The organism is Clostridium sp. CM039, from assembly GCF_055081075.1.
Genome location: NZ_CM143649.1, coordinates 3,736,619 through 3,762,833, shown reverse-complemented (window position 1 = coordinate 3,762,833; position 26,215 = coordinate 3,736,619). Strand labels below are relative to the sequence as shown.

24 protein-coding genes are annotated in these 26,215 nt (G+C 31.6%); 5 read left to right on the top strand and 19 right to left on the bottom strand.

What is annotated here, in order from left to right; translation table 11 throughout:
• The first annotated feature begins 9 nt into the window (after positions 1-9).
• Positions 10-426 (top strand): transcriptional regulator PerR, encoded by a 417-nt coding sequence (gene perR / locus ACWJJ2_RS17685; RefSeq protein WP_165411623.1) that lies wholly within the window; start codon positions 10-12, stop codon positions 424-426.
• A 48-nt stretch (positions 427-474) separates the two neighbouring features.
• On the opposite strand, the gene ACWJJ2_RS17680 is transcribed toward perR, so the two are convergent.
• Entirely contained in the window at positions 475-1,704 is a 1,230-nt protein-coding gene (locus ACWJJ2_RS17680) for an ABC transporter substrate-binding protein (protein ID WP_216301923.1), read from the bottom strand.
• Positions 1,705-1,810: 106 nt separating this feature from the next.
• On the opposite strand from ACWJJ2_RS17680, the gene ACWJJ2_RS17675 reads away from it, so the two are divergent.
• Positions 1,811-2,752 carry a VCBS repeat-containing protein gene (locus ACWJJ2_RS17675; protein WP_216301922.1) on the top strand — a complete coding sequence of 314 codons (942 nt, stop codon included), beginning with the start codon at positions 1,811-1,813 and terminating at the stop codon, positions 2,750-2,752.
• A gap of 212 nt (positions 2,753-2,964) precedes the next feature.
• On the opposite strand, the gene ACWJJ2_RS17670 is transcribed toward ACWJJ2_RS17675, so the two are convergent.
• From ACWJJ2_RS17670 to ACWJJ2_RS17620, 11 genes are all read right to left on the bottom strand, one after another.
• On the bottom strand, positions 2,965-3,921 hold the full coding sequence (locus ACWJJ2_RS17670) for a hypothetical protein (protein WP_462953624.1): 957 nt from the start codon (positions 3,919-3,921) through the stop codon (positions 2,965-2,967).
• 54 nt (positions 3,922-3,975) lie between these two features.
• A complete protein-coding gene (locus ACWJJ2_RS17665; protein ID WP_165412004.1) occupies positions 3,976-4,221 on the bottom strand; it encodes a hypothetical protein in 246 nt (81 codons plus the stop codon).
• Between the two features lie 101 nt (positions 4,222-4,322).
• Positions 4,323-4,790, bottom strand: a complete 468-nt coding sequence (locus ACWJJ2_RS17660; RefSeq protein ID WP_253198077.1) for a hypothetical protein — start codon at positions 4,788-4,790, stop codon at positions 4,323-4,325.
• Positions 4,791-5,031: 241 nt separating this feature from the next.
• Positions 5,032-5,625, bottom strand: a complete 594-nt coding sequence (yihA, locus tag ACWJJ2_RS17655; RefSeq protein ID WP_165412005.1) for a ribosome biogenesis GTP-binding protein YihA/YsxC — start codon at positions 5,623-5,625, stop codon at positions 5,032-5,034.
• Positions 5,606-7,948, bottom strand: coding sequence for an endopeptidase La (lon, locus tag ACWJJ2_RS17650; RefSeq protein ID WP_216301920.1), 2,343 nt, complete (start codon positions 7,946-7,948; stop codon positions 5,606-5,608). Before lon ends, yihA begins: the two co-directional genes overlap by 20 nt.
• Before the next feature lie 239 nt (positions 7,949-8,187).
• Entirely contained in the window at positions 8,188-9,870 is a 1,683-nt protein-coding gene (gene lonB, locus ACWJJ2_RS17645; protein ID WP_165412007.1) for an ATP-dependent protease LonB, read from the bottom strand.
• 249 nt (positions 9,871-10,119) lie between these two features.
• Positions 10,120-11,412 carry an ATP-dependent Clp protease ATP-binding subunit ClpX gene (gene clpX, locus ACWJJ2_RS17640; protein WP_165412008.1) on the bottom strand — a complete coding sequence of 431 codons (1,293 nt, stop codon included), beginning with the start codon at positions 11,410-11,412 and terminating at the stop codon, positions 10,120-10,122.
• A 34-nt stretch (positions 11,413-11,446) separates the two neighbouring features.
• Positions 11,447-12,031, bottom strand: a complete 585-nt coding sequence (gene clpP, locus ACWJJ2_RS17635) for an ATP-dependent Clp endopeptidase proteolytic subunit ClpP (protein ID WP_216301919.1) — start codon at positions 12,029-12,031, stop codon at positions 11,447-11,449.
• A 153-nt stretch (positions 12,032-12,184) separates the two neighbouring features.
• Positions 12,185-13,477, bottom strand: coding sequence for a trigger factor (gene tig / locus ACWJJ2_RS17630; RefSeq protein WP_165412010.1), 1,293 nt, complete (start codon positions 13,475-13,477; stop codon positions 12,185-12,187).
• Between the two features lie 170 nt (positions 13,478-13,647).
• Entirely contained in the window at positions 13,648-14,484 is an 837-nt protein-coding gene (locus tag ACWJJ2_RS17625; RefSeq protein WP_216301918.1) for a sugar phosphate isomerase/epimerase family protein, read from the bottom strand.
• Between the two features lie 16 nt (positions 14,485-14,500).
• On the bottom strand, positions 14,501-15,331 hold the full coding sequence (locus ACWJJ2_RS17620; protein ID WP_462953623.1) for a hypothetical protein: 831 nt from the start codon (positions 15,329-15,331) through the stop codon (positions 14,501-14,503).
• A 559-nt stretch (positions 15,332-15,890) separates the two neighbouring features.
• Between ACWJJ2_RS17620 and pflB the strand changes: the two genes are divergently transcribed.
• The 3 genes from pflB (at position 15,891) to ACWJJ2_RS17605 (ending at position 20,097) form a co-directional block, all read left to right on the top strand.
• On the top strand, positions 15,891-18,119 hold the full coding sequence (gene pflB / locus ACWJJ2_RS17615; protein WP_220319592.1) for a formate C-acetyltransferase: 2,229 nt from the start codon (positions 15,891-15,893) through the stop codon (positions 18,117-18,119).
• Positions 18,120-18,295: 176 nt separating this feature from the next.
• The gene (gene pflA, locus ACWJJ2_RS17610; RefSeq protein ID WP_216301915.1) at positions 18,296-19,021 is read left to right on the top strand and encodes a pyruvate formate-lyase-activating protein; all 726 of its coding nucleotides are present in this window, start codon (positions 18,296-18,298) and stop codon (positions 19,019-19,021) included.
• A gap of 449 nt (positions 19,022-19,470) precedes the next feature.
• The gene (locus ACWJJ2_RS17605) at positions 19,471-20,097 is read left to right on the top strand and encodes a class I SAM-dependent methyltransferase (RefSeq protein WP_220319591.1); all 627 of its coding nucleotides are present in this window, start codon (positions 19,471-19,473) and stop codon (positions 20,095-20,097) included.
• A gap of 297 nt (positions 20,098-20,394) precedes the next feature.
• Here ACWJJ2_RS17605 and pyrE read toward each other — a convergent pair whose 3' ends face one another.
• From pyrE to pyrB, 7 genes are all read right to left on the bottom strand, one after another.
• Complete coding sequence (gene pyrE, locus ACWJJ2_RS17600; protein WP_216301913.1) at positions 20,395-20,961, bottom strand: orotate phosphoribosyltransferase; 567 nt, start codon at positions 20,959-20,961, stop codon at positions 20,395-20,397.
• Positions 20,962-20,972: 11 nt separating this feature from the next.
• Positions 20,973-21,869, bottom strand: a complete 897-nt coding sequence (locus ACWJJ2_RS17595; protein ID WP_216301912.1) for a dihydroorotate dehydrogenase — start codon at positions 21,867-21,869, stop codon at positions 20,973-20,975.
• Positions 21,862-22,596: a dihydroorotate dehydrogenase electron transfer subunit gene (locus ACWJJ2_RS17590; protein ID WP_216301911.1), complete on the bottom strand. Its 735-nt coding sequence runs from the start codon at positions 22,594-22,596 to the stop codon at positions 21,862-21,864. Before ACWJJ2_RS17590 ends, ACWJJ2_RS17595 begins: the two co-directional genes overlap by 8 nt.
• A 35-nt stretch (positions 22,597-22,631) precedes the next feature.
• Positions 22,632-23,501, bottom strand: a complete 870-nt coding sequence (gene pyrF / locus ACWJJ2_RS17585; protein WP_216301910.1) for an orotidine-5'-phosphate decarboxylase — start codon at positions 23,499-23,501, stop codon at positions 22,632-22,634.
• A gap of 51 nt (positions 23,502-23,552) precedes the next feature.
• On the bottom strand, positions 23,553-24,740 hold the full coding sequence (locus tag ACWJJ2_RS17580; protein ID WP_216301909.1) for a dihydroorotase: 1,188 nt from the start codon (positions 24,738-24,740) through the stop codon (positions 23,553-23,555).
• Between the two features lie 96 nt (positions 24,741-24,836).
• Positions 24,837-25,271: an aspartate carbamoyltransferase regulatory subunit gene (locus tag ACWJJ2_RS17575; protein WP_165412713.1), complete on the bottom strand. Its 435-nt coding sequence runs from the start codon at positions 25,269-25,271 to the stop codon at positions 24,837-24,839.
• A complete protein-coding gene (gene pyrB / locus ACWJJ2_RS17570) occupies positions 25,271-26,197 on the bottom strand; it encodes an aspartate carbamoyltransferase (RefSeq protein ID WP_165412712.1) in 927 nt (308 codons plus the stop codon). The genes ACWJJ2_RS17575 and pyrB overlap by 1 nt, the downstream gene beginning before the upstream one ends.
• Between the last annotated feature and the right edge of the window lie 18 nt (positions 26,198-26,215).

Sequence of the window (26,215 nt, the reverse complement as noted above, 5' to 3'; positions counted from 1 at the left end):
ATGGTGTATATGGATAACATTACAACAATTTTTAAAGAGAAGAAATTAAAACTTACACCTCAACGGATTGCTGTTTATAAATATTTGCAATCAACAAAAGAGCATCCTTCTGCAGAAGTGATTTACAAAGCTCTGCAACCAACGTATCCTACTATGAGTTTAGCTACGGTTTATAAAGCATTGAAAACTCTTATAGAAGTTAAATTAATAATTGAACTTAATGTAGGTGAGGGTAACTTTAGATATGATGGCAATGTGTCTTCACATCCTCACATACATTGCATAAGTTGTGGCAGGGTTGATGACATAGAAGGCATACGTTTTTCAAATATACGCGAAGATGTAAAACAGCATACTAGCTATGAAGTTTTAGAGAGTAAAGTATATTTTTATGGTTTATGTGAAAATTGCAAAATAATTAAATAAAGAAAGAAGTATGAAATTAAATTCATACTTCTTTCTTTATTTACCAAATCATTTATAACTTTCTTTTAATAACTCTTCCCATTCTTTAGAGCTATAACCACCACCTAAAATCTTTTTCAAAGCCAAAAGTACATTGTTTTTGAGTTTATCAGGTAAATTATATAATATAGGTATATTATTATCATTAGCTTTATATATATGTTGAACCATTATTTTACCAATACCTGTGACTTTATTATTTGCGATTTTATTTCCACTTATAATTCCTTTCTGCACAATTCTTGCTTGAACCTCATCACTGTAAATATATTTAATAAACGCATCGGCATTATCGCCATTCTTTGCATTTACAGGAACACTTAATAAAGAATTAATTATAATAGGCCCATTAGACCCATACTTTGAATTATTCTCGTAATCTCCTATTATGCCTATGTTACTTCCATTAAGTTTAGAATTATAATAAGAAATACATACTAATAATGGAGAATCGCCATTATTAAAACCCGTAATATTTTGTTCATTACCTAATTCAAAAGAGTCTTTAGTAATTCCATTATTTTTTGTTAAAGAATCAAATTCTTTAAATATTCCCTGTACATCTTTCAATTTTTTATAAGATTCCTCACCACTATCATATTTTTCCTCAACGTCATGAATACTTATGCTCTTGCTAGCTATTAATGAAAATAGAAATCCACTCGCATCTACATCTCCCGTTAACACTACAGGAGTTTTCATACCCTTACCATTAATTTGCTTTAGCACATTTAACCATTGTTCTAAATTATTAGGGTTAGATATTTTTAATTTCTCAAGATTCGCTTTATTATATAGTAGCTCAATAGAATATGGCACAACCCCTATTCCATAGTATTTATCTCCTACTCTACCATAAGAACTCATAATATTATAGTATCTATTATTTATAGTATTATCATCATAAGAATCTTTCATATCACTCAAAACTCCATTTTTACTAAGTTCAATAAGTTTATTCCTATTAGTAAAAATCACATCAATTTCTGTTCCTAAATTAATGGTCTCCATGATATCACTTTTATCACCTAGTGCATCATTTAGTTTTACTTCAACATCAGGGTTGTTCTTTTTAAAATCATCAATTAAAAGCTTAATTACTTTTGAAGAAGACTCATCAGTTGTGTCTAAAAATATATTTAATTTTTTTTCTTTTTCATCCATTTTGCATGATGAAAAGCTAAACACCATAGTTAAAACTATAAGAACACAACATAAATTTTTTAATGATTTTTTCATAAGTTCACCTCACTTTATTAATAAATATGAATCTTTTTTAAATTTATTTAATATAAATTAATTAAACATACAATTGTTACATATAATTTAGAGGGGGGTGTAATATATGAAATTACAGATACTATTTTTTAAGAAGAAAATTGTCTATTATACTTTAGCAATTATTACCTTTACCATAATGCTTACATTCTTTTTGTTTTTCAGAAAATGTTCAATAAGTACGTTTAATGTTGTTAATGAAAACAAAATGATGCAAGCTGATCTAACAGCAGATGGAAATAAGGATATTCTCTACATAAAAACAGATGCAGATAAATATTATATCCAAATAAATTCAGAATCTAAAAGTTATTACCTAGAGCCTTCTAAAAAAAGTAACACAGTGGGAAATTATTATTCACAGTGGCCGATGCGACTTACTTTAATGGACATATCTAGAAATAATATACCTGAAATATTTACTCAAGCATCAGTAAAGGATGAGGCTATTCAGCATGTATTTCTTTGGACCGGAGAAAAATTTGATGATATATTTTGCAGCACAAACAATATTTTAGGTTTTATAGATAGTAAAAATAATAAAACTCCTAAAGTTATATCTGGAAATATTAAAGATGGTGAAATGAACTTAGTCAGTTATATTTTCATTAAAAATAATTTAAAGTCTTTTAACTATAATTATGCCGATAATTATATGGGTAAAAACACCATGTTAGGTTTTGTAAACCTGATGGAAAGCTTTCCATTGTCAGAATTAAATATGTCAAAAGAACTTTTCGCACCTTATTTAAATGGTAATGATATTTCACTATTAGGCGATTTATCAAGCCAAAAAATACATTTTACTTTTCAAGATGCCGTTTTCAAAGATTATAATTGGGACAAAGACGGTAATGCCAGTGAAATTCTATGGACATTAAATTTTAAAGGAACTAATACAAATGATTTAAAAGAAACAAAAAACTATACTATAGACCTAATTGTAAAGCTTATGCCTAATGAGAATAAAGTTTCTATCTTCAAGATCAGCTCTGTAACCCTTAAGTAATAAAGCGATATTATTAAGATATACACAATTATAAAAGGGACCGTATTATCGGTCCCAAGGGGGATGGGGGGTTACGCATAAAATAATTATTTTATGCTAATGGAGATTTCAACTCCGATTACATTTATAATATTACCCTTTTTACGGAGTTTTATTCATTATAAAATATATTTAAATTTTTTATATAGAATACACATTTATTTGTAGAAATTCTAATGTCTTGAGGTATCATTTTCCTCTACGATTTTATTGAGCACTTCAATTTTTTTATCATCTACTAGATGAGCTAATATAAAAATAAGCTGTTCCTTATCCTCATCCTCTAAGAATTGTAAAATGCTATGTGTACTTTCTTTAGGACTCGTATGTTTAAATTCAACGTCTTTGCTTTCAAAAGAATCATTATTCGATATGGAATTCATAATATCATCAAGATTTGGATTGTTTAAGTCTAGATTATTTAAATCTATTCCAGATAGCATATTTGAAATTTCGCTTAAATCTATACCACCCATACCTGAAAATATATTTGATAACATGTTATCTTGCCCATCTTCATTTGAATTTACTAAATCATTATTCTCATTAAGATCATTGTTTTTTTCATTACTATTACTATTACCATTATTACGATTACTATTACTATTACCATTATTACGATTACTATTATTACTATTATTACTATTATTATTTTTATTTTGATTATTTTGATTATTATTACCATTTTGATTATTATTATTATTTTTTGCTGAATTCGATGTTGAATTTACATTTCCTGAATAACTATCCGCTGAGTTGCCTCGCATGTTATTACCTTGCCCTCCTAAACTGTCCATCAAATTTCCTAACATATTATTGTCTTGTCCGCCTAAACTGCCAATTAAATTTCCTAGCATATTATTGTCTTGGCCACCTAACCCAGAAATTAACCCTTCAAGCATATTATTGCCCCCGCCATTATTTCCTCCAAGAAAGCTAGTTAATAATCCCATCAAAGGATTTGCAGAATTTCCATTAATCATTTGTGCTAATGGGTTATTGCCAGAATTGTTATTGTTATTATTGTTGCCGTTGTTATTATTATTGTTACTGTCATTGTTATTATTTGCATTATTATTATTATTTTCATTATTCATATTATTTCTATCATGTTTATGATGTTTTGACATATTTATCACCTCATTTATAAATGGGAGAGCATAAGCTCTCCCTGATTTTTAGAATTAACAACAACATCCTCTCGCTGGTGTTTCAACATTTCTACCTTTACAACAACAACAAACTATGAATATCAATATTAGCAAGAAAGCATTTTTGTTTTCAAGTAGACATGTTCTTTGAAGTATAATTAAGAGTATTAACGCACAACATGGATTTGTACATATACTTGAAAACTGATTTCCATTTCTACATCCACATTCTGATGTTCTATCACAACATCTTCTTACACGACGTCTTCTTTTTGACATATAAAACTCCCCTTCCTGGGCCATGTTTTAATGCACTATTTATTTTAACTCAAGTTAATTAATATTTTAATTTATCTATTTGTGCAATTACAATTATTTATCTAACAATCTTCATCACAGTTATCTAGATTTATAAAATTATTTGTGCATCCTCTGCCTTGTCTACCATTATTGCCACCACATGCGAATATAAGAATTAAGATTATTATCCAGCAACATGCACCGCCGCCGCCGAATCCGCCACATCCGCCACCAAATCCACCAAATCCGCCAAATCCACCTCTACTACTTGAGCCACATCTGCAAAGTTCCTTGCAGTGTTTAGGATCGCATCCGCAGACAGTTCCACTCTCTTGTCCTTGACCCCATCCTCCGCATAAGCATAATAGAATAATGATCCAAATTATTGAGCTTCTTCCGCCGCCGAATCCGCCACATCCGCCACCAAAGCCGCGTCCACAGTCACAGTCTCCTCTGTTGTTACAGTTGCCACCTCCGATGCCACAGTTGCCACCGCCTAAATTTCCTTTGCCACTACTCAAGCCACTTAATAAGCTATTCATATCCATTTACTTGCCTCCTTATTGTTGTTTTACCTTTTAAAATCTTTTTCTTTGGTTCTAATATATACTATTCTTGTAGAAATAAATTGACACAGATTTTCAAATTAAATCATCTTTTCCATGTGCTTAAATCATTACCTGCGATCTGTATATTTTTTACACATGCTAAAGGCAAAAAAAAATAGACCTCATTACTTTATGCACAAAGTACTAGTTTGCACGCCGTAATGTAGGTCTCTTTTATTTTTTATTCTTCTATGTGATCATCTTTAAACATGTTTCCTAGTAACTCTTTTACACCTATTTTCTTTAGTGAGGAAATATTAATAATTTCCTCATTCGCCTCAAGAGCAAATGTTTCCCTTATCAACTTATTATTTTTTACAAGCTCTGCTCTATTTAACTTATCTTTTTTTGTTGCCACTATTACAACTTCATAACCAAAATGTTTAATCCATCCGTACATTAGAAGATCATCTTTAGTTGGCTTACGTCTACAATCCACAAGTAATGCTACCTTTTGAAGTTGTGGTCTACGAATTAGGTAGTCCTCCATCATCTTACCCCATTTAGCTTGTTCAGTTTTTGATACTTTTGCATATCCGTAACCTGGTAAATCAACAAAATAAAAGCTATTGTTTATTAAAAAAAAGTTTATAAGTCTAGTTTTTCCAGGTGTTCCACTAACTTTAACCAGCTTTCGCCTATTTGTTAACGTATTTATTAAAGAAGACTTTCCTACGTTGGACCTACCAACGAAAGCATACTCTACCATATTATCTGTAGGATACTGGTTAGGTTTTACTGCTGAAATTATGAATTCAGATTGTTTTATCTCCATTATATATCTCTCCAATTAATGCATTTTCAAGCACATGTTCTACTTTACTTGCAATTATAAATTTTAGTTTATTTTTAATACTATTTGGTATTTTTTGTATGTCTTTTTCATTATTTTTAGGTATTATAATTGTATCAATTCCTGCCCTATAAGCAGCTAGCGATTTTTCCTTAAGTCCACCAATAGGCAGCACTCTTCCTGTAAGTGTAATCTCCCCTGTCATCGCTACATTATGTCTTACTTTTTTGTTAGTTAAGGCAGATACCATTGCAGTTATCATAGTTACCCCGGCCGATGGTCCATCTTTAGGCACCGCTCCCTCTGGTACATGAATATGAATATCTTTATTTTTATAAAAATCTTTATCAATATTATATTTGGCTGCATTAGCTCTAACATAGCTGTATCCAGCTTTAGCAGATTCTTTCATAACATCTCCTAATTGACCGGTAAGTTGAAGCTTACCAGTTCCATCCATAGCACTTACCTCTACAGGCAAGATAACCCCACCAACCTCTGTCCACGCAAGGCCTGTTACAACTCCTACTCCATCTTCCTCGTCAGCTTTATCATAGGTATATAAAACTGGACCTAAATATCGTTTAACATGTGAAGTTGTAACATTAACATTTTCTTTACCCTTTTCTACCGTTTCAGTTATTGCCTTTCTTATAACTGAGGCAATTTTTCTTTCAAGATTTCTAACCCCTGATTCCCTAGTATAATTTTCGATAATGCAATTCACCGAAGAATCGGAAAAAGTTATTTTATCATCATCCATATTATGTTCTTTTAACATCTTTGGAATAATGTGATTTTTAGCGATATGGAATTTTTCTTCTGAAGTATAGCCTGACACCTCAATAACTTCCATTCTATCTAGTAATGGTCTTGGAATGGTATCTAATTTATTTGCAGTAGTTATAAATAAAACTTTCGATAAATCAAAGTCTAATTCTAGGTAATGATCCCTAAAAGTTGCATTTTGTTCACTATCCAAAACTTCTAAAAGCGCATCTGCCGGGTCACCCTTAGAATCACTGCTCATTTTATCAATTTCATCTAATAAGAATAATGGATTTCTATATCCGGCTTGTTTCATGGCATATATAATTCTACCTGGAATTGCTCCCACGTAAGTTTTTCTATGTCCTCTTATTTCAGCCTCATCTTTTACTCCACCAAGTGACATTCTAACGAAATTTCTATTTAATGCATTAGCAACAGACTTTGCTATAGATGTTTTTCCAACTCCTGGTGGACCTACCAAACAAAGTATAGGACCCTTAAGCGTATTACTGATTTTTTTAACTGCTAAATATTCTATTATTCTTTCCTTAACATCCTCGAGCCCATAATGTTCCGCTTTAAAAACTTCTCTAGCCTTGTTAATATCAATGGTATCTTTAGTCACTTTATTAAAGGGTAGTGCTAATATCCAATCCAAATAGGCTTTTGTTACTCCACTTTCAGAAGAATAACTCCCTGAACTTTTCAATCTATTTAGTTCATAAATTGCTTTTTCTTTTGCCTCTTTAGGAAGCTTTGCCTTTTTTATTTTATTTTCATATTCTACTATTTCTCTCTTATCTTCGTCATCTTCTCCTAATTCTTCTTGTATAGCTTTTATTTGTTCTCTTAGGTAATATTCCTTTTGGATTTTATCAATTCTACCTTTAACCTTGGTTCCAATCTTCTTTTCTATTTTTAATACTTCAACCTCATTTTTTAATATAAATAACAATTTTTCTAATCTTTTAATAACTTCTACTGTTTCAAGCAATTCTTGTTTTGTCTCTGGCTTTAGTATTAAATATGAGCTTACCATATCACAATATCTTCCTGGCTCTTCCGTCTCTTCTAAACTGAATAAAGCATCTGGGAAGTTGTTAACTGATAGATTTATGTATTCTTCAAAGGCTTTATCTATACTTCTAATGTATGCCTTACATTCCTTATTATCTTCATACAGTTCATCTTCAATAATTTCTACTTCCACCCGTACAAAAGGTTCCTTCTCTTTGTACTCAAGAATCTTACCTCTCTTTATTCCCTCAACTAGTACCCTAATTGCATCTCCTGGCAACTTTAATATTTGTTTTACGTTACAAATAGTACCAATATTATATATATCCTTCTCTTCTGGTTCTTCAATTTTTGATACTTTCTGTGAACCCAGAAAAATCTCTTGATTATTTAGCATAGCATCCTCTAATGCAAGTATAGATTTTTCCCTACCAACATCAAAGTGCAATACCATATATGGAAATATATTCATGCCTCTTAACGGAATTAACGGAAGAAGTTTTGTAATTTTATCCATTTTTCTCCCTCTTTTCTATATTATATTAATTTTTTTCTATTAATGTAAAATCAAACTTCTACTTTACAAAGAATAGATATCACAAACTATAAATATTTGATCATTATATTTTTATGTTTTTATATTTCGACTACTATAGTATACCTATAATACAATTATTTTTCAATACTACAAAGTTTAAAATAAAAAAGGTAATCTACTATAATTAAATAGTGATCACCTTTTTTTTAAAATATGATTTATCCTTTTAATGATTCAGCTGCTATAACATCCACATCTTTCTCAAATGCAATTGAAATATTTTTAGGATTCTCCTGAAGTAACGCCTCACGAATTACCTCACTAATATTACTCACTGGTATAATCTTAATATTTTCAATACTTTTAAAACTATCTTGCCAATTATCCCTCGGAATAATAACTCTTGTGGCACCTGCTTTTTTTGCAGCAGCGATTTTAGCATTGACACCGCCTATCGGCTTTACATTACCATGAATTGATATCTCTCCTGTCATTGCAACCATATTATCAACTGGCACACCTTTTATTGCACTATATATTGCAGTTGTTATGCTAACCCCGGCTGATGGGCCATCTACTGGTGATCCACCTGGAAAGTTTACATGAATATCATAATCATCACAATCTATATCAAAATATTTTTCGAGTACTGTAACCACATTTTCTACTGATGATCTCGCAGTACTTTTTCTTTTCAATTTTTTATTGCTACTACTTATTTCTTCTTCTTCAATAATTCCTGTAATTTTAAGAACACCTTTTCTAAGCTTTATTTTTTTTGCACTAGCTTCAATTTCCATTACCGCTCCTATATTAGATCCGTAAACCGCAAGCCCGTTTACATATCCAATTTGTGGTTTATCGGATATCATATTTTCGAACCTTGGGGAGTACTGACCATTTTCTATAACCCACTCAACATCCTCAACACTTACTTCATCTCTATCATCGTTAATAGCCATACCACTAGCTAACTGAATTAAATTAACAGTATCACGTCCATTGCTAGAGTATTTACCAACAAGCTTTAATGCTTTTTCACATATTTTAAGACCTATTTTATTTATTGAATTTTCAGCGATTGTTTGTAATTCTTCTGGTAGTAATGCCCTAAAAAATATCTCTATGCACCTTGACCTTATTGCAGGCATTATTTCTTCTGGATTACGTGTAGTTGCACCTATAAGTCTAAAATCAGCTGGAAGCCCTTCATCAAATACTTCTTTTATATAAAGCGGCATGTTAGGATCTTCTCCATTATAATAAGCGCTATCTAAAAATACTTTTCTATCTTCTAATACTTTAAGGAGTTTATTCATTTCTATAGGATGTAGCTCTCCAATTTCATCAACAAATAGAATTCCGCCATGTGCTTTTGTAACCGCTCCAGGCTTTGGTTGAGGTACTCCAGCCGCTCCGAGTGGTCCGGCTCCTTGGTAAATGGGATCGTGAACGGATCCAATAAGCGGATCTGCAATCCCTCTTTCATCAAATCTAACAGTTGTTCCATCTATTTCTACAAACTTAGAACATTCATTAAATGGAGATCGTTCTCTTTTTTTAGCGTCTTCAAGTACTAATCTAGCAGCCGCTGTTTTTCCTACTCCAGGTGGCCCATAAATTATGACATGTTGAGGATTAGGTCCGCATATTGCTGCTTGCAGTGCCTTAATTCCTTTTTCTTGTCCTATAACCTCCTCGAATCTTGTCGGTCTGCTTTTTTCAGTAAGTGGTTCTGTAAGGCTTATGCTTTTCATTTTTCTTAAATTTTCCATTTCTTTTTTGTTTCCTTTATTAACAACCACCTTACTACTTTGCTGACTTTTTAATGCATTAAAAAAATATAATCCAATAACTATTGTAAAAAAAAGTTGTATTGCCATAAGAAGTTTCATTGTCATATTATTTAAAGTTTAATATTTAATATATTAAACTAATCCTCCTTTCTCATATTAAATTTGCATATTTTAGTAAATATTGCATCATTTATATTATGGTCAAGAAATGAATAATATATTCTTCTTATTCCATATATTATTCAAATTTTTAATTTTATAATTTCCTCAAAATAAAAAAAAGACAGATATATAATCCGTCTTTCTTCTACATTAATATTACACCTGCGTAGGTGATGATTTAGTCTTAGTTTACTATGCTGTTTCTGGGCCTTTTTTAGTTTTAATTTTCTGTGCAATCTTTAATTTTTCTCTTTTTCCACTTTCAGCTAAGACTAATTGTGGGTTTCTAGTTCTAATAGTATCCTCATTAACTATTACTTTAGATACTTGTTCATTAGATGGAATATCAAACATAATTTCCTTCATTGTATCTTCTATAATAGATCTAAGTCCACGAGCTCCAGTTTTTCTTTTGATAGCTTCTTTAGCTATAGCTTTTAACGCTTCTTCTTCAAACTCTAATTCTACGTTATCCATCTCAAACAATTTCTTATATTGTTTAATGAGCGCATTTTTAGGTTCACTAAGAATTTTAACTAATGCTTCTTCATCTAACGCTTCAAGAGTAACTACTATCGGAAGCCTTCCTACAAACTCTGGAATTAATCCAAATTTCAATAAATCTCCTGGCATTATAAATTTCAACATTTCTCCTACATTTGCTTCTTCTTTTGATCTTATTTCAGCTCCGAAACCAACAGATGTAGTTCTAGTTCTTTTTTCTATAATTTTATCAAGTCCATCAAATGCTCCTCCACAGATAAATAAAATATTTGATGTATTTATCTGAATAAACTCTTGATGAGGATGCTTTCTTCCACCTTGTGGTGGAACTGATGCTGTAGTGCCTTCTAATATTTTAAGTAACGCCTGTTGAACGCCTTCTCCAGATACATCCCTAGTTATAGAAGGATTTTCAGATTTTCTAGCTACCTTATCTATTTCATCTATATAGATAATACCTTTTTCTGCTTTTTCTACATCATAATCAGCATTTTGTATTAATTTAAGTAAGATGTTTTCTACATCTTCTCCTACATATCCTGCTTCAGTAAGTGTAGTCGCATCGGCTATTGCAAAAGGTACATTTAAATATTTTGCTAATGTTTGAGCTAGTAAAGTCTTACCACTTCCTGTAGGTCCAAGTAATAATATATTACTTTTTTGAAGTTCAACATCACCTTCATTAACATTTGAATTTATTCTTTTGTAATGATTATATACTGCTACAGCCAAAGATTTTTTAGCGGTATTTTGCCCAACTACGTACTCATCTATATATTTTTTTATTTCTGCAGGTTTTGGTAACGACCCTAGGTCTAGTTCAACATCCCCCTGGAATTCATCTACAATTATTTCAGAACATAATTCTATACACTCATCACAAATATACACTCCTGGTCCTGCAATTAATCTTCTAACTTGTTCTTGGGTTTTACCACAAAAAGAACATTTAAGTTGTTTTTTTTCATCAAACTTTGTCATATTTTCACCTCAACTAACCTTATTTCGTTTAATGTTATTTCTTTTTAGATATAACTTCATCTATTAATCCATACTCCATAGCTTCTTGTGCACTCATGAAGTAATCTCTTTCAACATCATGTTGAATTTTTTCAATTGATTGTCCAGTTCTTTCACTATAGATTTTATTTAGTGTAGCTTTAGTTTTCATAATTCTTTTTGCGTGAATATCAATATCAGTTGCCTGACCTTGGAACCCACCTAAAGGCTGATGTATAAGTATTTCGCTATTAGGTAATGCAAATCTTTTTCCCTTTTCACCAGCATTTAATAAGAACGATCCCATGGATGCTGCCATACCAATACAAATAGTTGAAACTTGTGGTTTTATATATTGCATTGTGTCATAAATAGCCATCCCTGCTGTAATTGATCCACCTGGACTATTTATATATAAATAAATGTCTTTATCAGGGTCTTCCGACTCTAAATACAATAACTGAGCAACAACTAAACTAGCAGTGACATCATTTACCTCTTCTCCTAGGAAAATTATTCTATCATTTAATAATCTCGAATAAATATCATAGGATCTTTCGCCCCTATTAGTTTGTTCAACAACCATTGGCACTAAACTCATATAATTCACTCCTTTACTCTAATAATAGTACTGTTTAACTAGGTAATCTATTCCTTAATTCTATCCCAAGTAATTATTTTTTAATCAATTAATTTTATCCTGTATTTAAAATTAATTGCCAGAGAAATATCTGGCAATTAATTCTAGTATAAATTATGCAGTAACTTTTGCACTATCAACTAACATATCTATTACTTTTTCATTTACAACATCAATTTGTAGATATTGTTTTTGCGCTTTCATAATTAAGTCTGCTGTTTTATCTATTTCTTTGTCTCCATATTGCGCCGCAACTTGTTTAGCTTTTTCTAACAGTTCTTCATCACTAGCTTCAAATTTTTCTATTTTCGCTATCTCTGTTATTACCAAATCAGTTTTAACTCTCTTTTCAGCTGCTTCTTTCATGAACTCCCTAACCTTTTCTTCAGTGTTGTTAGTGTACTGATAGTACGATTCAAGATCTAACCCTTGTTGTTTTAATTTCATTTCTAAATCTTTGAGCATTATATCAGTTTCTCTTTTCACCATAATTTCTGGAATATCCATTGCTACGTTAGAACAAACTGCATCTATTACAGCTTCTTCAAATTCTTTCTTTTCTCTATCTGCACTTGATACCTCAAGTGATTTTTTAATGTTATTTCTTAATTCTTCTAAAGTATCGAATTCTGACACTTCTTTAGCAAATTCATCATCAATAGCTGGTAATTCTTTTTCTTTCATGCTTTTAATAGTTACATTAAAAGTTGCAAGTTTTCCATTTAAGTCTTCTCTTCCATATGCTTCTGGAAAATTAACTTTAACTTCTTTAGTTTCTCCAGCTTTTAAGCCTATTAATTGTTCTTCAAAGGTATCAATAAATGATCCTGAACCAATTTCAAGTTCAAAATCTGTTCCTTGTCCGCCTTCGAAAGCTACATCTTCAACAAATCCTTCGAAGTCTATAATTGCTATGTTGCCCATTGCAACAGCGCCATCAAGCTTCTCTTCAACTCTAGCATTTTTTTCTTGCATGCCTTTTAACTGATTTTCAATTTCATCATCTGTTACCTTATATTCAGTTTTCTTAACTTCTAATCCTTTGTATTCTCCAATTTGAACTTCGGGTGCTACTGCAATTGATGCAGTGTATACAAAATCTTTTCCTTCCCCTATTTCAACAATATCAATTTGAGGATAATCCAATGGCTTTATATCATACTCTTTTAAAGCTTCTGGATATGTATCATCACAGCAGAAGTTTATAGCATCTTCAAAGAAAACACCTTCACCATACATTTTCTTTATTATATTCATTGGAGCTTTACCTTTTCTAAACCCAGGTATATTAATAGTCTTTGAGTTTTTTGCACAAGATTTTTTCAAAGATTCATTAAATCTTGTTGCTTCCACCGTTATTTCTAATTTAATAATATTTTTTTCTAATTTTTCCATTTTAATGTTCATTATATTACTCCTCCTAATCGCCACAAATGCTTATTACTTTAAATATTATAACATAACTTTTCATGTATTTACAAATATTCTTAAGCATATTTGCTCAAATAGTCTAATGCTATAATTATAACCAAATTGCTTATAATTTACAAGTTAATTTTGCCAAGCTTTTCTCCTTGCTATAGTATAGAACTGTCACTTATAGAAGTGCGAGGCTTTCCTTCTGAACTATTGTTAAATTTTTCAACAACAAATTCCTTTGCTTGTGTCAGTTCCTCGCAACTTAAATAATTGCTGCTATAAACTTCTATAGTTCCTTTTCCACTATACTTAACGCTCTTAAGTTTGTTATATATATATTCATAATCCAAATTACCTTTTCCAGGTAAAAGACAAGGGGAATTTTCATCTCTATCATTAATATGAAGGTTCACTATATTTTCACCCATAACCTCAATATACTTTTCTATAGAAACATTGGCTTTATACGCTTGTTTAAAATCTAAAGTAAAATATATTGGGTACTTACATTTAGCAGCCAAAAATGTTAAAAACTTTAAATTTGCCGACATACACCAAGATACATTTTCCTGCGCCAATTTAATCCCCATTTCCATTGCAATATAGGAAAGTTCATTATATGTATCTATAACAAATTTAGTATCAAGCTCATTAAAATCTGCACTGCGCATACCATGAAATGTATAACAGCTTGCACCTAATATCTTTGCTGCCCTACAAACTTTTTTAAAATGTTTTAACATGTCCAGGCGTCTTCTGTCATATTTATCAAAAAGATACGGCTCAAATGAACTTGAAAATGCATGAACCGAATTTACATTGAATTCATAGGTTTCTTTTTTTTCAAGTAACCTCTTTAAAAAATCTTCCTCGTACTCACCCGGTGTATTAAAAAATATTTCACCATGATTAAACCCTAACTCTTTCATCTTTTTTATACTGTTTTCCGTACTCAAATTAGGATAAAAACATGCCGAAGATAATCCTATATCCATGCTTAACCTCTTTTCTCTACTGCGTTACTTCACCTAATGAATTTACATACACTACCTGACCATCTACAATTGTTTCAAGCCCCTTTGCCGTTATGTTTTTAAAAGTAATTTGCTTACCATATAATGACATTACCTGCGTATGCTCATTATTTTTTAAATTCACCTTCCATATATATTGAACTTCCTTTTCCTTCATCCAAGGTAATTCACTAACGTATGCAATATTATCTTCATCAATGAACTTAGGTGTAATTGACCAAATATATGTTGGTTTCTCTTTAAGCTTATTTACTTTAGGAAAAACTTCACCTTTACTAGATTTATATTCTTTTTTTGTGATGTCTTTAGTGATTTTATTCACATCAATGTATAGCATATCCTGGTTTTTCGTACTCTGCACTACTATTGCTTTCTTACTTGGACTTATGTCATATGATATATCTTTAGTGTTTGATACACCTTTTATATTTTTTTCGCCTGATTTTACATTATATTCAACGCTAATTTTCTGCCCATCCGAAAATGAAGCAGTAAAGATCTCATTTTTTTCAACCGCTTCCGCTTTTAAAGCAGCCTCTGCCTTTGCTTTTGCTGAAGCCTCTGCAGCTTTCGACTTTTCATCATCTGCCTGTTGTTTAACAACTTCTTCTGATTTTTTTTGTGATTCCGCTGCCTTACTTCCCTTATCCTCTGCATTGATTTTTGGTTTACTTAATAAAAAATCAAAATCTGTAGCTAAAAATATGCTCAACCCTATTATAGGTACAATAATCAATAATAATATTGTTTTTCTTCGTTTTTTCACTTCTTTCTCATAATCCTTACTAAACATGCTAGGCTTCTTCATATAATTTACCTCCATTATAATTGATGCAGTATTATTAATTATACATCATTGTAAATGAAAATAATATGGTTTTTTAAAGATGACATATATGTCTCTTTGTTTATCCCATATCATCTACCCCTTTAGCGATATATATTTTCCAAGTAGTCTATATTAAATAATCTTCTGCAAAACTGCAACATCTAATTTGATTAATAGTCTGCATTGATATAATTTGTTAAAGTTTCAAGTAATTAAGCATATTTTTCTATTATAATCCAATCCAGTATGGCCTTGTTTCATTTTAAAAACATCCTGTTGTTTTTCTTCGTTAAATGTTTAACACTTCTAAAGTGTTGTATTTCAACGTTCGCATAGTCATCTGAATATTCTCAATTTTCCAACTTTTATAAAACACTTGAACTGTTTCATTTTTAATATTACAATATATATATCGACATAATCAATTTAAATTACCACTACTATATATCGATTATTTTATGAATTCGTTGTGATTTTACGTAAAACCAATCACTTTAAAAAATATTATAACATTAATGTATTATAAGGAGGAAAACAAATGTTTAAACAATGGACAGGCTTTAAAGGCGACCAGTGGAAAGATGAAATTAATGTAAAAGACTTTATTCAAAAAAATTATACCTTATATGAAGGTGATGATAGTTTCTTAGTAGGAACAACTGATAAAACTAATAAAGTTTGGAATAAAGCTAACTCCCTTATTATAGAAGAAATAAAGAAAGGTATTATAGATGTAGAAACTAATGAGGTTTCAGGCATAGATAATTTTGCACCTGGATATATAGATAAAGAAAATGAAGTAATTGTTGGATTACAAACAGATGCACCACTCAAAAGAATAGTAAACCCATTTGGTGGCTTTAGAATGGTAGAGCAATCACTTGAAGAGTATGGCTACGAATTAAACAAGGATATAAAAAAATACTTCCCTAAGTATAGAAAAACTCATAATGAAGGAGTTTTCGATGCATATTCTGATGCTACTAAAGTTGCAAGAAACGTAGGATTATTAACTGGACTTCCAGATGCATATGGTAGAGGAAGAATAATAGGAGATTACAGAAGAATAGCTCTTTATGGATTAGATTATTTAGTAGAGCAGAAGAAAAAAGATTTAAAAGAATTAACAGGACGTGCATCAGATGATTTAATAAGACACAGAGAAGAACTAAGCATGCAAATTAAAGCACTTGGTCAAATAAAAAGCATGGCTTCAAAATACGGCGTTGATATTTCAAAACCGGCTACCACTGCACAAGAAGCTGTACAAGCAGTTTATTTAGGATACCTTGCAGGAATAAAAGAAAACAACGGCGCTGCAATGTCACTTGGACGAACTACTACTTTCTTAGATATTTATTTTGAAAGAGATTTGGCGAAAGGTTTAATAACCGAAAATGAAGCTCAAGAGATTATTGATCAATTCGTAATTAAACTTAGAATGGCAAGACATCTTAGAACTCCTGAATATAATGATTTATTTGGTGGCGATCCAAATTGGGTAACAGAATCAATAGGTGGCGTTGCTCTTAATGGCAAAGCAATGGTAACAAAGAATTCTTTTAGATTCCTTCATACATTAACAAACCTAGGATCAGCACCAGAACCTAACATGACTGTACTTTGGTCAGAAAAATTACCAGAAACTTTCAAAAAGTATTGCGCTAAAATGTCTATCGAAACTGATGCCGTACAATATGAAAATGATGATATAATGAGACCAATATATGGTGAGGATTATGGTATAGCTTGTTGTGTATCTGCTATGGAAATTGGTAAGAGAATGCAATTCTTTGGAGCAAGAGCTAACCTTGCAAAATCTTTATTACTATCACTTAATGGCGGAGTCGACGAATTAAAAGGCAAACTTGTGGTACCTGGAATTGAAAAGACAACTGATGAAATTCTTGACTACAAAACAGTTAGAAAAATGTATTCAAAAGTTTTAAAATATGTTGCGCAAATGTATGTGGATACAATGAATACCATACATTATATGCATGATAAATATGCTTATGAAGCTGGTCAACTTTCTCTTCATGATAGTGATCTTAAATACTTCATGGCATTTGGAGTAGCAGGACTTTCTGTTGCAGCCGACTCCTTAAGTGCTATAAAATTTGCTAAGGTATCTCCAATAAGAAATGAGAATGGCATAACCGTTGATTTTAAAATTGAAGGAGATTTCCCTAAATACGGAAATGATGATGATAGAGTTGATGATTTAGCTGTTAATCTTATAAAGGAATTCAGCGATAATCTTAAAACACACCCTACATATAAGGGAGCAGAGCATACTTTATCAGCACTTACTATTACATCAAATGTAGTTTATGGTAAGAAGACAGGAGCAACTCCTGATGGAAGAAAACAAGGTATAGCACTTGCTCCTGGAGCAAACCCAACACAATGTAACGATGAAAATGGAGCATTAGCATCATTAAATTCAGTTGCTAAGATTCCTTATAGAAATTATTGCCAAGACGGAGTTTCAAATACTTTTTCAATAGTACCAGCTGCACTTGGAATAGATGAATCTACAAGAATAAATAATCTAGTTTTCCTTTTAGATGGTTATTTTGCACAAAGTGCACACCATTTAAATGTAAATGTACTAAATAGAGAAGTTTTAGTTGATGCTTATGAGAATCCAGACAAATATCCAACACTCACAATAAGAGTTTCAGGATATGCGGTTCATTTTAATAGATTATCAAAAGAACAACAACTTGAAGTTATTAGCAGAACTTTCCATGATAAAATCTAAATAATTTTATATATTATGAGAGGTGCTTATTATAAGCACTTCTCAATTTATATAAAACTAATTGTGGGTTTCATTTTATATTAAAGCAAAAATATTGTTTTTGTTTTAATATGAAATGAATATAATCTAGTTTTGACATTGAAATTTCTTGTAACAAATCTGAAGGAGGAGTATATATGGTAAAAGGTAAAATTCATTCTATAGAGAGCATGGGCCTGGTTGATGGTCCTGGAATAAGAGTAGTAGTTTTTTTTCAAGGCTGCAAACTAAGATGTGCCTATTGCCACAACCCCGATACTTGGAATCTAAGTGGCGGCATTGAAATGACTGCGGAAGAAATTGTTCAAAAAATCATTAGATTCAAACCATATTTTAATAGATCTTCCGGTGGAGTTACTTTCTCTGGCGGCGACCCGTTAGTTCAACCACAATTTCTACTTGAGTGTTTAAAATTATGTAAACAAAATGGTATCCATACTGCCATAGACACAGCTGGTTTTGGTGATGGTGACTATTCAGAGATATTAAAGCATACAGATTTAGTTCTTTTAGATATAAAGCATACAACTGGTCAAGGTTATGTTAATTTAACTGGCAGAGATTCAACTGATGTTAATACATTTTTAGAAGCGTTAAGACACTCTAAATCTAGAGTTTGGGTAAGACATGTTGTTGTACCCGGAATTACAGATTCTGTGGAACATATAACTAAACTCGCGAAAATTATTAGTAAAGAGGTTCCGCATGTTGATAAACTAGAGCTTCTTTCCTATCACGTTCTTGGAGTAAATAAATACGAAGCTTTATCTATCCCTTATAAATTAAAAGGTGTAGAACCAATGGATAAAGTTAAAACTAAAGAACTCCAAACACTAATAAATAATTTACTTAAGATCAAATAAAAATACGAAATTTTTCCTGCATCACTACAAATTAGAGTTTGAAACATGGAAATCCATTAAGGAATTCTAATGTTTCTACTCTTCTTATTTTAAGTCACTTCCGGAGAAGGTTCATGCTATTATGTATATGACGTCGCAAGCAAAACCCATATCAATTATGATGTGGGTTTTGCTATATTAACATCCTGAATATAATTTAAGGTACTAATTGTATAATAAGTAACGATTGACTCAGTTGAATTTTTGCAGTAAAATAATAAACGAACATATGAATATGTGAACATATGAATATATAAACAACTACATATAAAAATATAGATTTTGTTATTGGAGGTTTTCATTTACTTAATCCCTCATCCCACAAATATAAAACTATAGAATTTATAATCTATATAGGAAGATATTTTAGTACAAATCCAAATATTATTAACTCAATAAGGGAGGAAAGTATGCATTTACATTTACAATATAGGATTATTTCAAAATTTTATGATTTAGTAGACGTTTTCTACTTTAATTGTACAAAGACCAATCCAAGAGAAGGTATATTGGACTTTATATCAGAGCAAAAATCAAAAGTATTGGAAGTTTGTATTGGAACGGCTACCAACAGTATTATTATTGCAGATAACAGAATAAACACTGAAATAGTTGGCATTGATTTATCTAAAGAAATGTTAGCACTTGCCAAAGAGAAAATAGAAAAAAGGGGAATCCGAAATATCGAAACCCTTGTTATGGATGCAACAAATATGAACTTTGATGACAATTATTTTGATGTCGTCTTAATTTCATTAGTTTTACACGAAGTTGATGATAACATAAGGTATAAAATAATGAAAGAAGCCAAAAGAGTATTAAAAAACAAAGGCAAAATAGTCGTTGTTGAATGGGCTCAACCTAAAAAACTTATTCAAAAACTTCTATTTTCAATTATTAAACTATTAGAACCAAAGGGATTTAAAGAGTTTTTACAATTGGACATAAAAGAATATGTTGAAAAATTTTCTCTAAAAGTCTTGAGTGAGAAAAAATGTGATTATACTCGAATATTTGAAATTACAAAAGAAGAATAATTTTAGTAACATAGTGCGTTATCTTCTTAAACAACTATTAGCAACCCAATTATATCTTTTTTCTTAGAGAATGCTAATAAAAGTATATATTGCGTAGAATGCGTTCGAGCGACGCTTAGTAATTCTTAATTAATATTATTTTCAGTTGAGTAAAGAAAAATGCATGTTTGAACGCAGCAAGTTTGCATTTTTTAGCAACTTAAAATAATATTAATTTTAGAATTTCTTGGCAAAGCGAGCGCATTTCAGCAATATATACTCTTCATTACAGCATTCTGTGAGAAAAAAAGATTACATTTATTTTATATTTCTACTACCAGGTTTTATGTAAGCTGTTCCAGCTTTACAAAGTGGGCACTCTGATGGATCGTAACTTTCAATATCTAGTTTTATTGAGCTATAGATAGGATAATCAATAGTGCTACTTCCTCTATCTACTATGCAACATATCCCAACTACTTCTGCCCCAAGTTCTTTTAAGACTTTTATTGTTTCTAAAGAAGACTTGCCAGTAGTTACTACATCCTCTGTAATTAAAACCTTTTGTCCCTTTTTAATTTCAAATCCACGTCTAAGTTCGAAGGTGCCGTTTACTCTTTCAGTAAATATAGCAGGCTTTCCTGTTTGTCTACCTACTTCATAAGCTACTATTATACCACCCATCGCCGGGCCTACTACCACATCAAAATCTATATCTTTAATCTTTTCTACTACTACACTTAGTACCTTTTCAGCCTTGTCTGGATACTGAAGCAATTTTGCACATTGGCAATACCTATTGCTGTGTCTTCCTGAAGATAACAGAAAATGTCCCTCAAGTAGCGCACCTGATTCTTTTAATATATCTAAAACATTAATATTCATAGTATCTCCTCCTATATAATCCCTCTAATTTCACTTAGATCTTTAATACCTTCTTTTATCATATACTTCTCAATTCCGTCGATTATATCATTGCAAATATCCGGTTTTATGAAATTGGCAGTTCCAACTTGAACCGCCTCTGCTCCCACCATTATAAATTCTATAGCATCCTCAAAGCTAGTTATACCACCCATACCTACAACTGGTATATTTACAGCTTTACATACTTCATGTACCATTCTGAGTGCCATAGGTTTTATAGCTGGTCCTGATACCCCTGCATATATATTATTAAAAATCGCTTTTCGTTTATGTATATCAACTGCCATACCTTTAAACGTATTTACTAAAGATAATGCATCTGCTCCAGCTTCACAGCATTTATATGCCATATCTACTATGTCCTCTGCATTCGGTGAAAGTTTAACCATAAGAGGTTTCTTGCAAATACTCTTAATTTCTTTCACTGCTTCATATGCTACCTTTGATTTAATTCCAAAAGCCATACCCCCACATTTTACATTAGGGCAGGATATGTTTAATTCGACTATATCTATAGCCTCATTATTTAATTTTTCTATTGCCATTATGTATTCTTCTATACTACCTCCACCAACATTTGCAATTATAGCTGTGTTATATTGTTGCATTTGCGGAAGTTGTGTATTTATAAAATTTTCAATACCTGGATTTTGAAGTCCTACACTATTTAGCATTCCCCCACGGGTTTCATAAATTCGTATTCCATCATTACCTTGCTTTTCATTTATCGTAAGACCTTTACTTGATATGCCGCCAAGTCTTCCAATATCGTAATACTTACTATACTCCTCGCCAAATCCAAAAGTTCCAGATGCAGCTATGACTGGATTTTTTAAATGCACACCGCATAATTCTACTTTAGTCATTAAAAATCAAATCCTTTCCTTCAAAGACTGGACCATCCTTGCAGGTTCTCTTATTTCCACCCACGGTTTTACAAGTACATACAAGACATGCACCTATTCCGCAAGCCATATGGTTTTCCATAGACACATATACTGGCACTTTTTCATCACAACACATATTTACAACCTTTTTCATCATAATTTCTGGTCCACAGCAAATAACAGTTTCATATTCTTTTACATTTATTATGTCTGTTACGTATCCCTTATGACCAATTTTACCACTTTCTGTGGATAAGTTAATTTTATTTACATATTTTTCCACAGAATCCACAGAATAATCCACAGTCCTAAACCCTGCATACAAATCTATTTCACACGACCTAAGTTTTTTGATCAGATAAACAAGTGGCGCTATTCCAATTCCTCCAGATACAACAGCAATTTTCCCTTTTATTTTTTCCACATCAAATCCATTTCCGAGTGGCCCCATTATCTGAAGTTCATCATTTGCGCAGAGTTTACTAAGATATTTTGTACCTTGACCTACTATTTGGTATAAAAAACTTATTTTCTCATCATCCACATCATACACACTTATAGGTCTTGGTAATAATGGCTCCATTTCTTTTACCTTTAACATAAAAAATTGTCCTGGTTTTACGTTAAACTTGCCCTTTATAGAAAGCTTATACACGCCATCACTTATTTCAACATTTTCATATGTCTTTTCTACTGAACATATCAAATAAACCCCTCCAGCATTTTAATAAAGAATATATCTTATTTTTTGTTTGCGGCTTTTCTTATTTCGTCTCTCATTTTTATAGCTTCTTCGCGAGCACACTGTTCAAAACGAATTTGACCATTATCTGCTTTCTTGTATGCAAGCAAAATACTTCTAGATGCATTTACTACTCCACCATTCCCATTTTTCAAATATATGGCTACATCTTTCGCTGCTCCACCTTGTGCTCCATACCCCGGTATTAAGAAAAACATTTTTTGAAGATCATTTCTCATCTTTAACCCTTCATCTATATGCGTGCACCCAACTACTCCACCTATGGAGCTATATCCACACTCTCCAATAAATTCACTTCCGATTTTTAATAACTTTTCCCCCACAATATCATAAACCTTTTTATTTTCTTTATTCTCTATGTACTCTATATCTTCTGCTCCTTTATTGGAGGTTCTTACTAGTGAGAATAATCCCTTTTCCTTATTTTTTAAATAAGGAAGATATGGTTCAATACTATCCATCCCCATGTACGGATTTATAGTTATAAAGTCACTTTCAAAATCCCCTTCAAAATGAGCTTTAGCATACATTTGTGCAGTTTTTGCAATGTCTCCTCTTTTAATATCTGCAATCACTATGCCACCTTTGCTTTTTATATAACTCAAGGTGTCTTTGTATACTTTTAAACCTTTTAATCCAAGAGCTTCATAATATGCTATTTGCACCTTATAGCAAGCTGATACATCAAAAGTAGCATCAATTATCATTTGATTAAATCTGTATAACGCGTGCTCCTCATGCATAAACTTATTCCTAAACTCTACTGGTAAATATTCTAAATCCGTATCAAGCCCAACGCATACATGACCGTTTTTTTCTACACTTTTAAATAATTTATCTATAATCAAAGATTATTCCGCCTTTACCATTTTATTTACAAATCAACACTTTGTTTGTTTCTACTTATCTTTATAAATTATTCTCCCTGCCTTAATAGTACACATTACCCTACCTACTACAGCCTTACCCTCAAATGGGGAATTGTGTCCTTTAGATAAAAACTGCGAAGGATCAATGTTATATTTAGATTTAGTGTCTAACAGTACCAAGTCTCCATCATAACCTATTTTTATTTCGCCCTTGTTAAATCCCATAATTTTAGCTGGGTTTTTTGACATCAATTCAGAAAGTTTATTTAAAGTAATATGACCTTCTCCTACCAATTTAGTGTAGCATACAGGAAATGAACTTTCTAGTCCTGATATACCAGGAGCGCCCTTTATTTTATCCTCAACACTATGTGGCGCATGGTCAGTAGCTATAACATCCACAAAGCCATCTTTTATAGCTTGTATTAAGAAGCTTACATCCTCAACTTTCCTCATAGGTGGATTTACCCTATAGTTTGTTTCTTCTGTTAATGCTAGATGATGCGGCGTAACTTCACAGGTTATTCGTCCCCCCTGCTGTTTTCCTTTTATAATATCTTGCATAGCTTCTTTTGTACTAACATGAGCTAAGTGAAGTTTACAACCTGTGAATTTTGAAAGGGCTATATCTCTCCATGTCATCATATTTTCAGCAAGCCTTGTATCAACTTCTACTAACTCTTCATTTTCAGCATGAGATATTACTGTTAAATCCTTTTCTTTAGCTTTAACCATTGCCTCAAGCATTATACGACTATCATAAACCCCTTTACCATCATCCGATATAAATCTTACTGCATTGGTTAACTGACCTAGGTGATCTATAGATTTCCCCAATAGATCCTCTGTAATAGATGCACATTGATGAATGTCCAAGAGATTTATTTCCCTAGATTTTTTGAGCACCTTATCTATTGTATCCATTGAGCTACATACTGGTTTTGTATTTGCCATAAGGTTTACCGCAGTATATCCACCCCGCACTGCGGCCTGGCTTCCCGATAGTATATCTTCTTTATATGTATACCCCGGTTCTCTAAAATGACTGTGAAGATCTATAAAAGAAGGGGCTAAAATATATCCCTCTCCATTTATTACCTCACAGTCTTTTTCTAGTTTTTTTCCTATTTCATATATTGTTCCTTTATTTATATAAACATCGCCAATAAAATCCTGTGATGAATCAACTACCCTTGCGTTCTTAATTAACAATTCCATAGTTCTACCATCCCTTCACACTGTATTACGATTTTTTTTGTACGGTCTAAGTCACAATTTAAACCGTACACTTTATATTAATAATTATGTGTTTTATTACGATACAGTAGTATGGTTATTAATCTCATCACAATATATACATCTATACTCGCCCTTTTCACTATTTGCTAAGTAGAAACTATTCAAAATTTCTTGCTCTACAGATGTTATGCATCTTGGATTATTGCATCTTATAACATTATCAATTTTATCTGGCAGCTTTAGTTTAACTTTATTTTCAATTTTTTCTCCAGTTATTATATTTATTGTTATGTTAGGGTCTATAAACCCCAACACTGTAAAATCTATATCAATCTCGTTTTCTATTTTAATTATATCCTTTTTTCCGAGCTTCCCGCTATGTGCATTCATAATAAGCGCCACTGTAAATTGAGCATTATCAAGACCTAAATAGTTGAATATTTTGAGTCCTACACCCGCTTTAATATGATCTATTACTATTCCTCTTTTTATGCTATTTATTGTTACCATTACTTATCCACCCCCAAAAGTTTAGCAATAAGTGCCATTCTTGCATACATACCATATTTTGCTTGTCTAAAGTAACATGCCCTTGGATCAGCGTCGATTTCCACAGCTATTTCATTAACTCTAGGTAGTGGGTGAAGAATTATCATATCTTTCTTAGCTTTTAGCATTTTTTCTTTATCCAGTATATAAATATCTTTAAGTCTTATATAATCTTCCTCGTTAAAAAATCTTTCTTTTTGAACTCTAGTCATATATAAAATATCTAAATCTCCAATAACATCCTCTAATTTTTCAACTTCAAGGAACTCCATATTATTTTTTTCCAATACTTCCGATTTAATGTATTTAGGAATTGTTAATTCATTTGGTGAAATTAGTATAAATTTAATGTTTTCATATCTTGACATGGCTTTTATTAATGAGTGAACTGTTCTACCAAACTTTAAATCACCACAAATTCCTATGGTTAAGTTTGATAATGACCCTTTAATATTTCTTATGGTTAAAAGATCTGTTAATGTTTGAGTTGGATGTTGATGCCCACCATCACCGGCATTTATTACTGGCATTTGAGAGTGCATAGATGCAACTTTAGGAGCTCCTTCTTTGGGATGTCTCATGGCTGCAATATCTGCATAACATTCTACTGTCCTTATAGTATCTGCTACACTTTCCCCTTTTGCTGCCGAACTTGATTTCGCCTCAGAAAAACCTAAAACCTGACCTCCAAGTCTTAACATTGCCGCTTCAAAGCTTAATCTTGTTCGTGTGCTTGGTTCATAAAATAATGTTGCCAAAACTTTCCCATCACATATATGAGAAAAATTTTCAGGTTTTTTAATTATTTCATCTGCATAATCAAAAATCTCCTCAAGCTCTAATATTGTAAAATCCATTGGTTCAATTAAGTGTCTTCCTTTTAGCATATTACATCCACTCCTTCT

Coding starts and splice junctions, on each gene's coding strand:
- perR (WP_165411623.1), top strand. CDS start 10: ATGGATAACATTACAACAATTTTTAAAGAGAAGAAATTAAAACTTACA.
- ACWJJ2_RS17680 (WP_216301923.1), bottom strand. CDS start 1,704: ATGAAAAAATCATTAAAAAATTTATGTTGTGTTCTTATAGTTTTAACT.
- ACWJJ2_RS17675 (WP_216301922.1), top strand. CDS start 1,811: ATGAAATTACAGATACTATTTTTTAAGAAGAAAATTGTCTATTATACT.
- ACWJJ2_RS17670 (WP_462953624.1), bottom strand. CDS start 3,921: ATGTCAAAACATCATAAACATGATAGAAATAATATGAATAATGAAAAT.
- ACWJJ2_RS17665 (WP_165412004.1), bottom strand. CDS start 4,221: ATGTCAAAAAGAAGACGTCGTGTAAGAAGATGTTGTGATAGAACATCA.
- ACWJJ2_RS17660 (WP_253198077.1), bottom strand. CDS start 4,790: ATGGATATGAATAGCTTATTAAGTGGCTTGAGTAGTGGCAAAGGAAAT.
- yihA (WP_165412005.1), bottom strand. CDS start 5,625: ATGGAGATAAAACAATCTGAATTCATAATTTCAGCAGTAAAACCTAAC.
- lon (WP_216301920.1), bottom strand. CDS start 7,948: ATGGATAAAATTACAAAACTTCTTCCGTTAATTCCGTTAAGAGGCATG.
- lonB (WP_165412007.1), bottom strand. CDS start 9,870: ATGACAATGAAACTTCTTATGGCAATACAACTTTTTTTTACAATAGTT.
- clpX (WP_165412008.1), bottom strand. CDS start 11,412: ATGACAAAGTTTGATGAAAAAAAACAACTTAAATGTTCTTTTTGTGGT.
- clpP (WP_216301919.1), bottom strand. CDS start 12,031: ATGAGTTTAGTGCCAATGGTTGTTGAACAAACTAATAGGGGCGAAAGA.
- tig (WP_165412010.1), bottom strand. CDS start 13,477: ATGAACATTAAAATGGAAAAATTAGAAAAAAATATTATTAAATTAGAA.
- ACWJJ2_RS17625 (WP_216301918.1), bottom strand. CDS start 14,484: ATGGATATAGGATTATCTTCGGCATGTTTTTATCCTAATTTGAGTACG.
- ACWJJ2_RS17620 (WP_462953623.1), bottom strand. CDS start 15,331: ATGAAGAAGCCTAGCATGTTTAGTAAGGATTATGAGAAAGAAGTGAAA.
- pflB (WP_220319592.1), top strand. CDS start 15,891: ATGTTTAAACAATGGACAGGCTTTAAAGGCGACCAGTGGAAAGATGAA.
- pflA (WP_216301915.1), top strand. CDS start 18,296: ATGGTAAAAGGTAAAATTCATTCTATAGAGAGCATGGGCCTGGTTGAT.
- ACWJJ2_RS17605 (WP_220319591.1), top strand. CDS start 19,471: ATGCATTTACATTTACAATATAGGATTATTTCAAAATTTTATGATTTA.
- pyrE (WP_216301913.1), bottom strand. CDS start 20,961: ATGAATATTAATGTTTTAGATATATTAAAAGAATCAGGTGCGCTACTT.
- ACWJJ2_RS17595 (WP_216301912.1), bottom strand. CDS start 21,869: ATGACTAAAGTAGAATTATGCGGTGTGCATTTAAAAAATCCAGTCATA.
- ACWJJ2_RS17580 (WP_216301909.1), bottom strand. CDS start 24,740: ATGGAATTGTTAATTAAGAACGCAAGGGTAGTTGATTCATCACAGGAT.
- ACWJJ2_RS17575 (WP_165412713.1), bottom strand. CDS start 25,271: ATGGTAACAATAAATAGCATAAAAAGAGGAATAGTAATAGATCATATT.
- pyrB (WP_165412712.1), bottom strand. CDS start 26,197: ATGCTAAAAGGAAGACACTTAATTGAACCAATGGATTTTACAATATTA.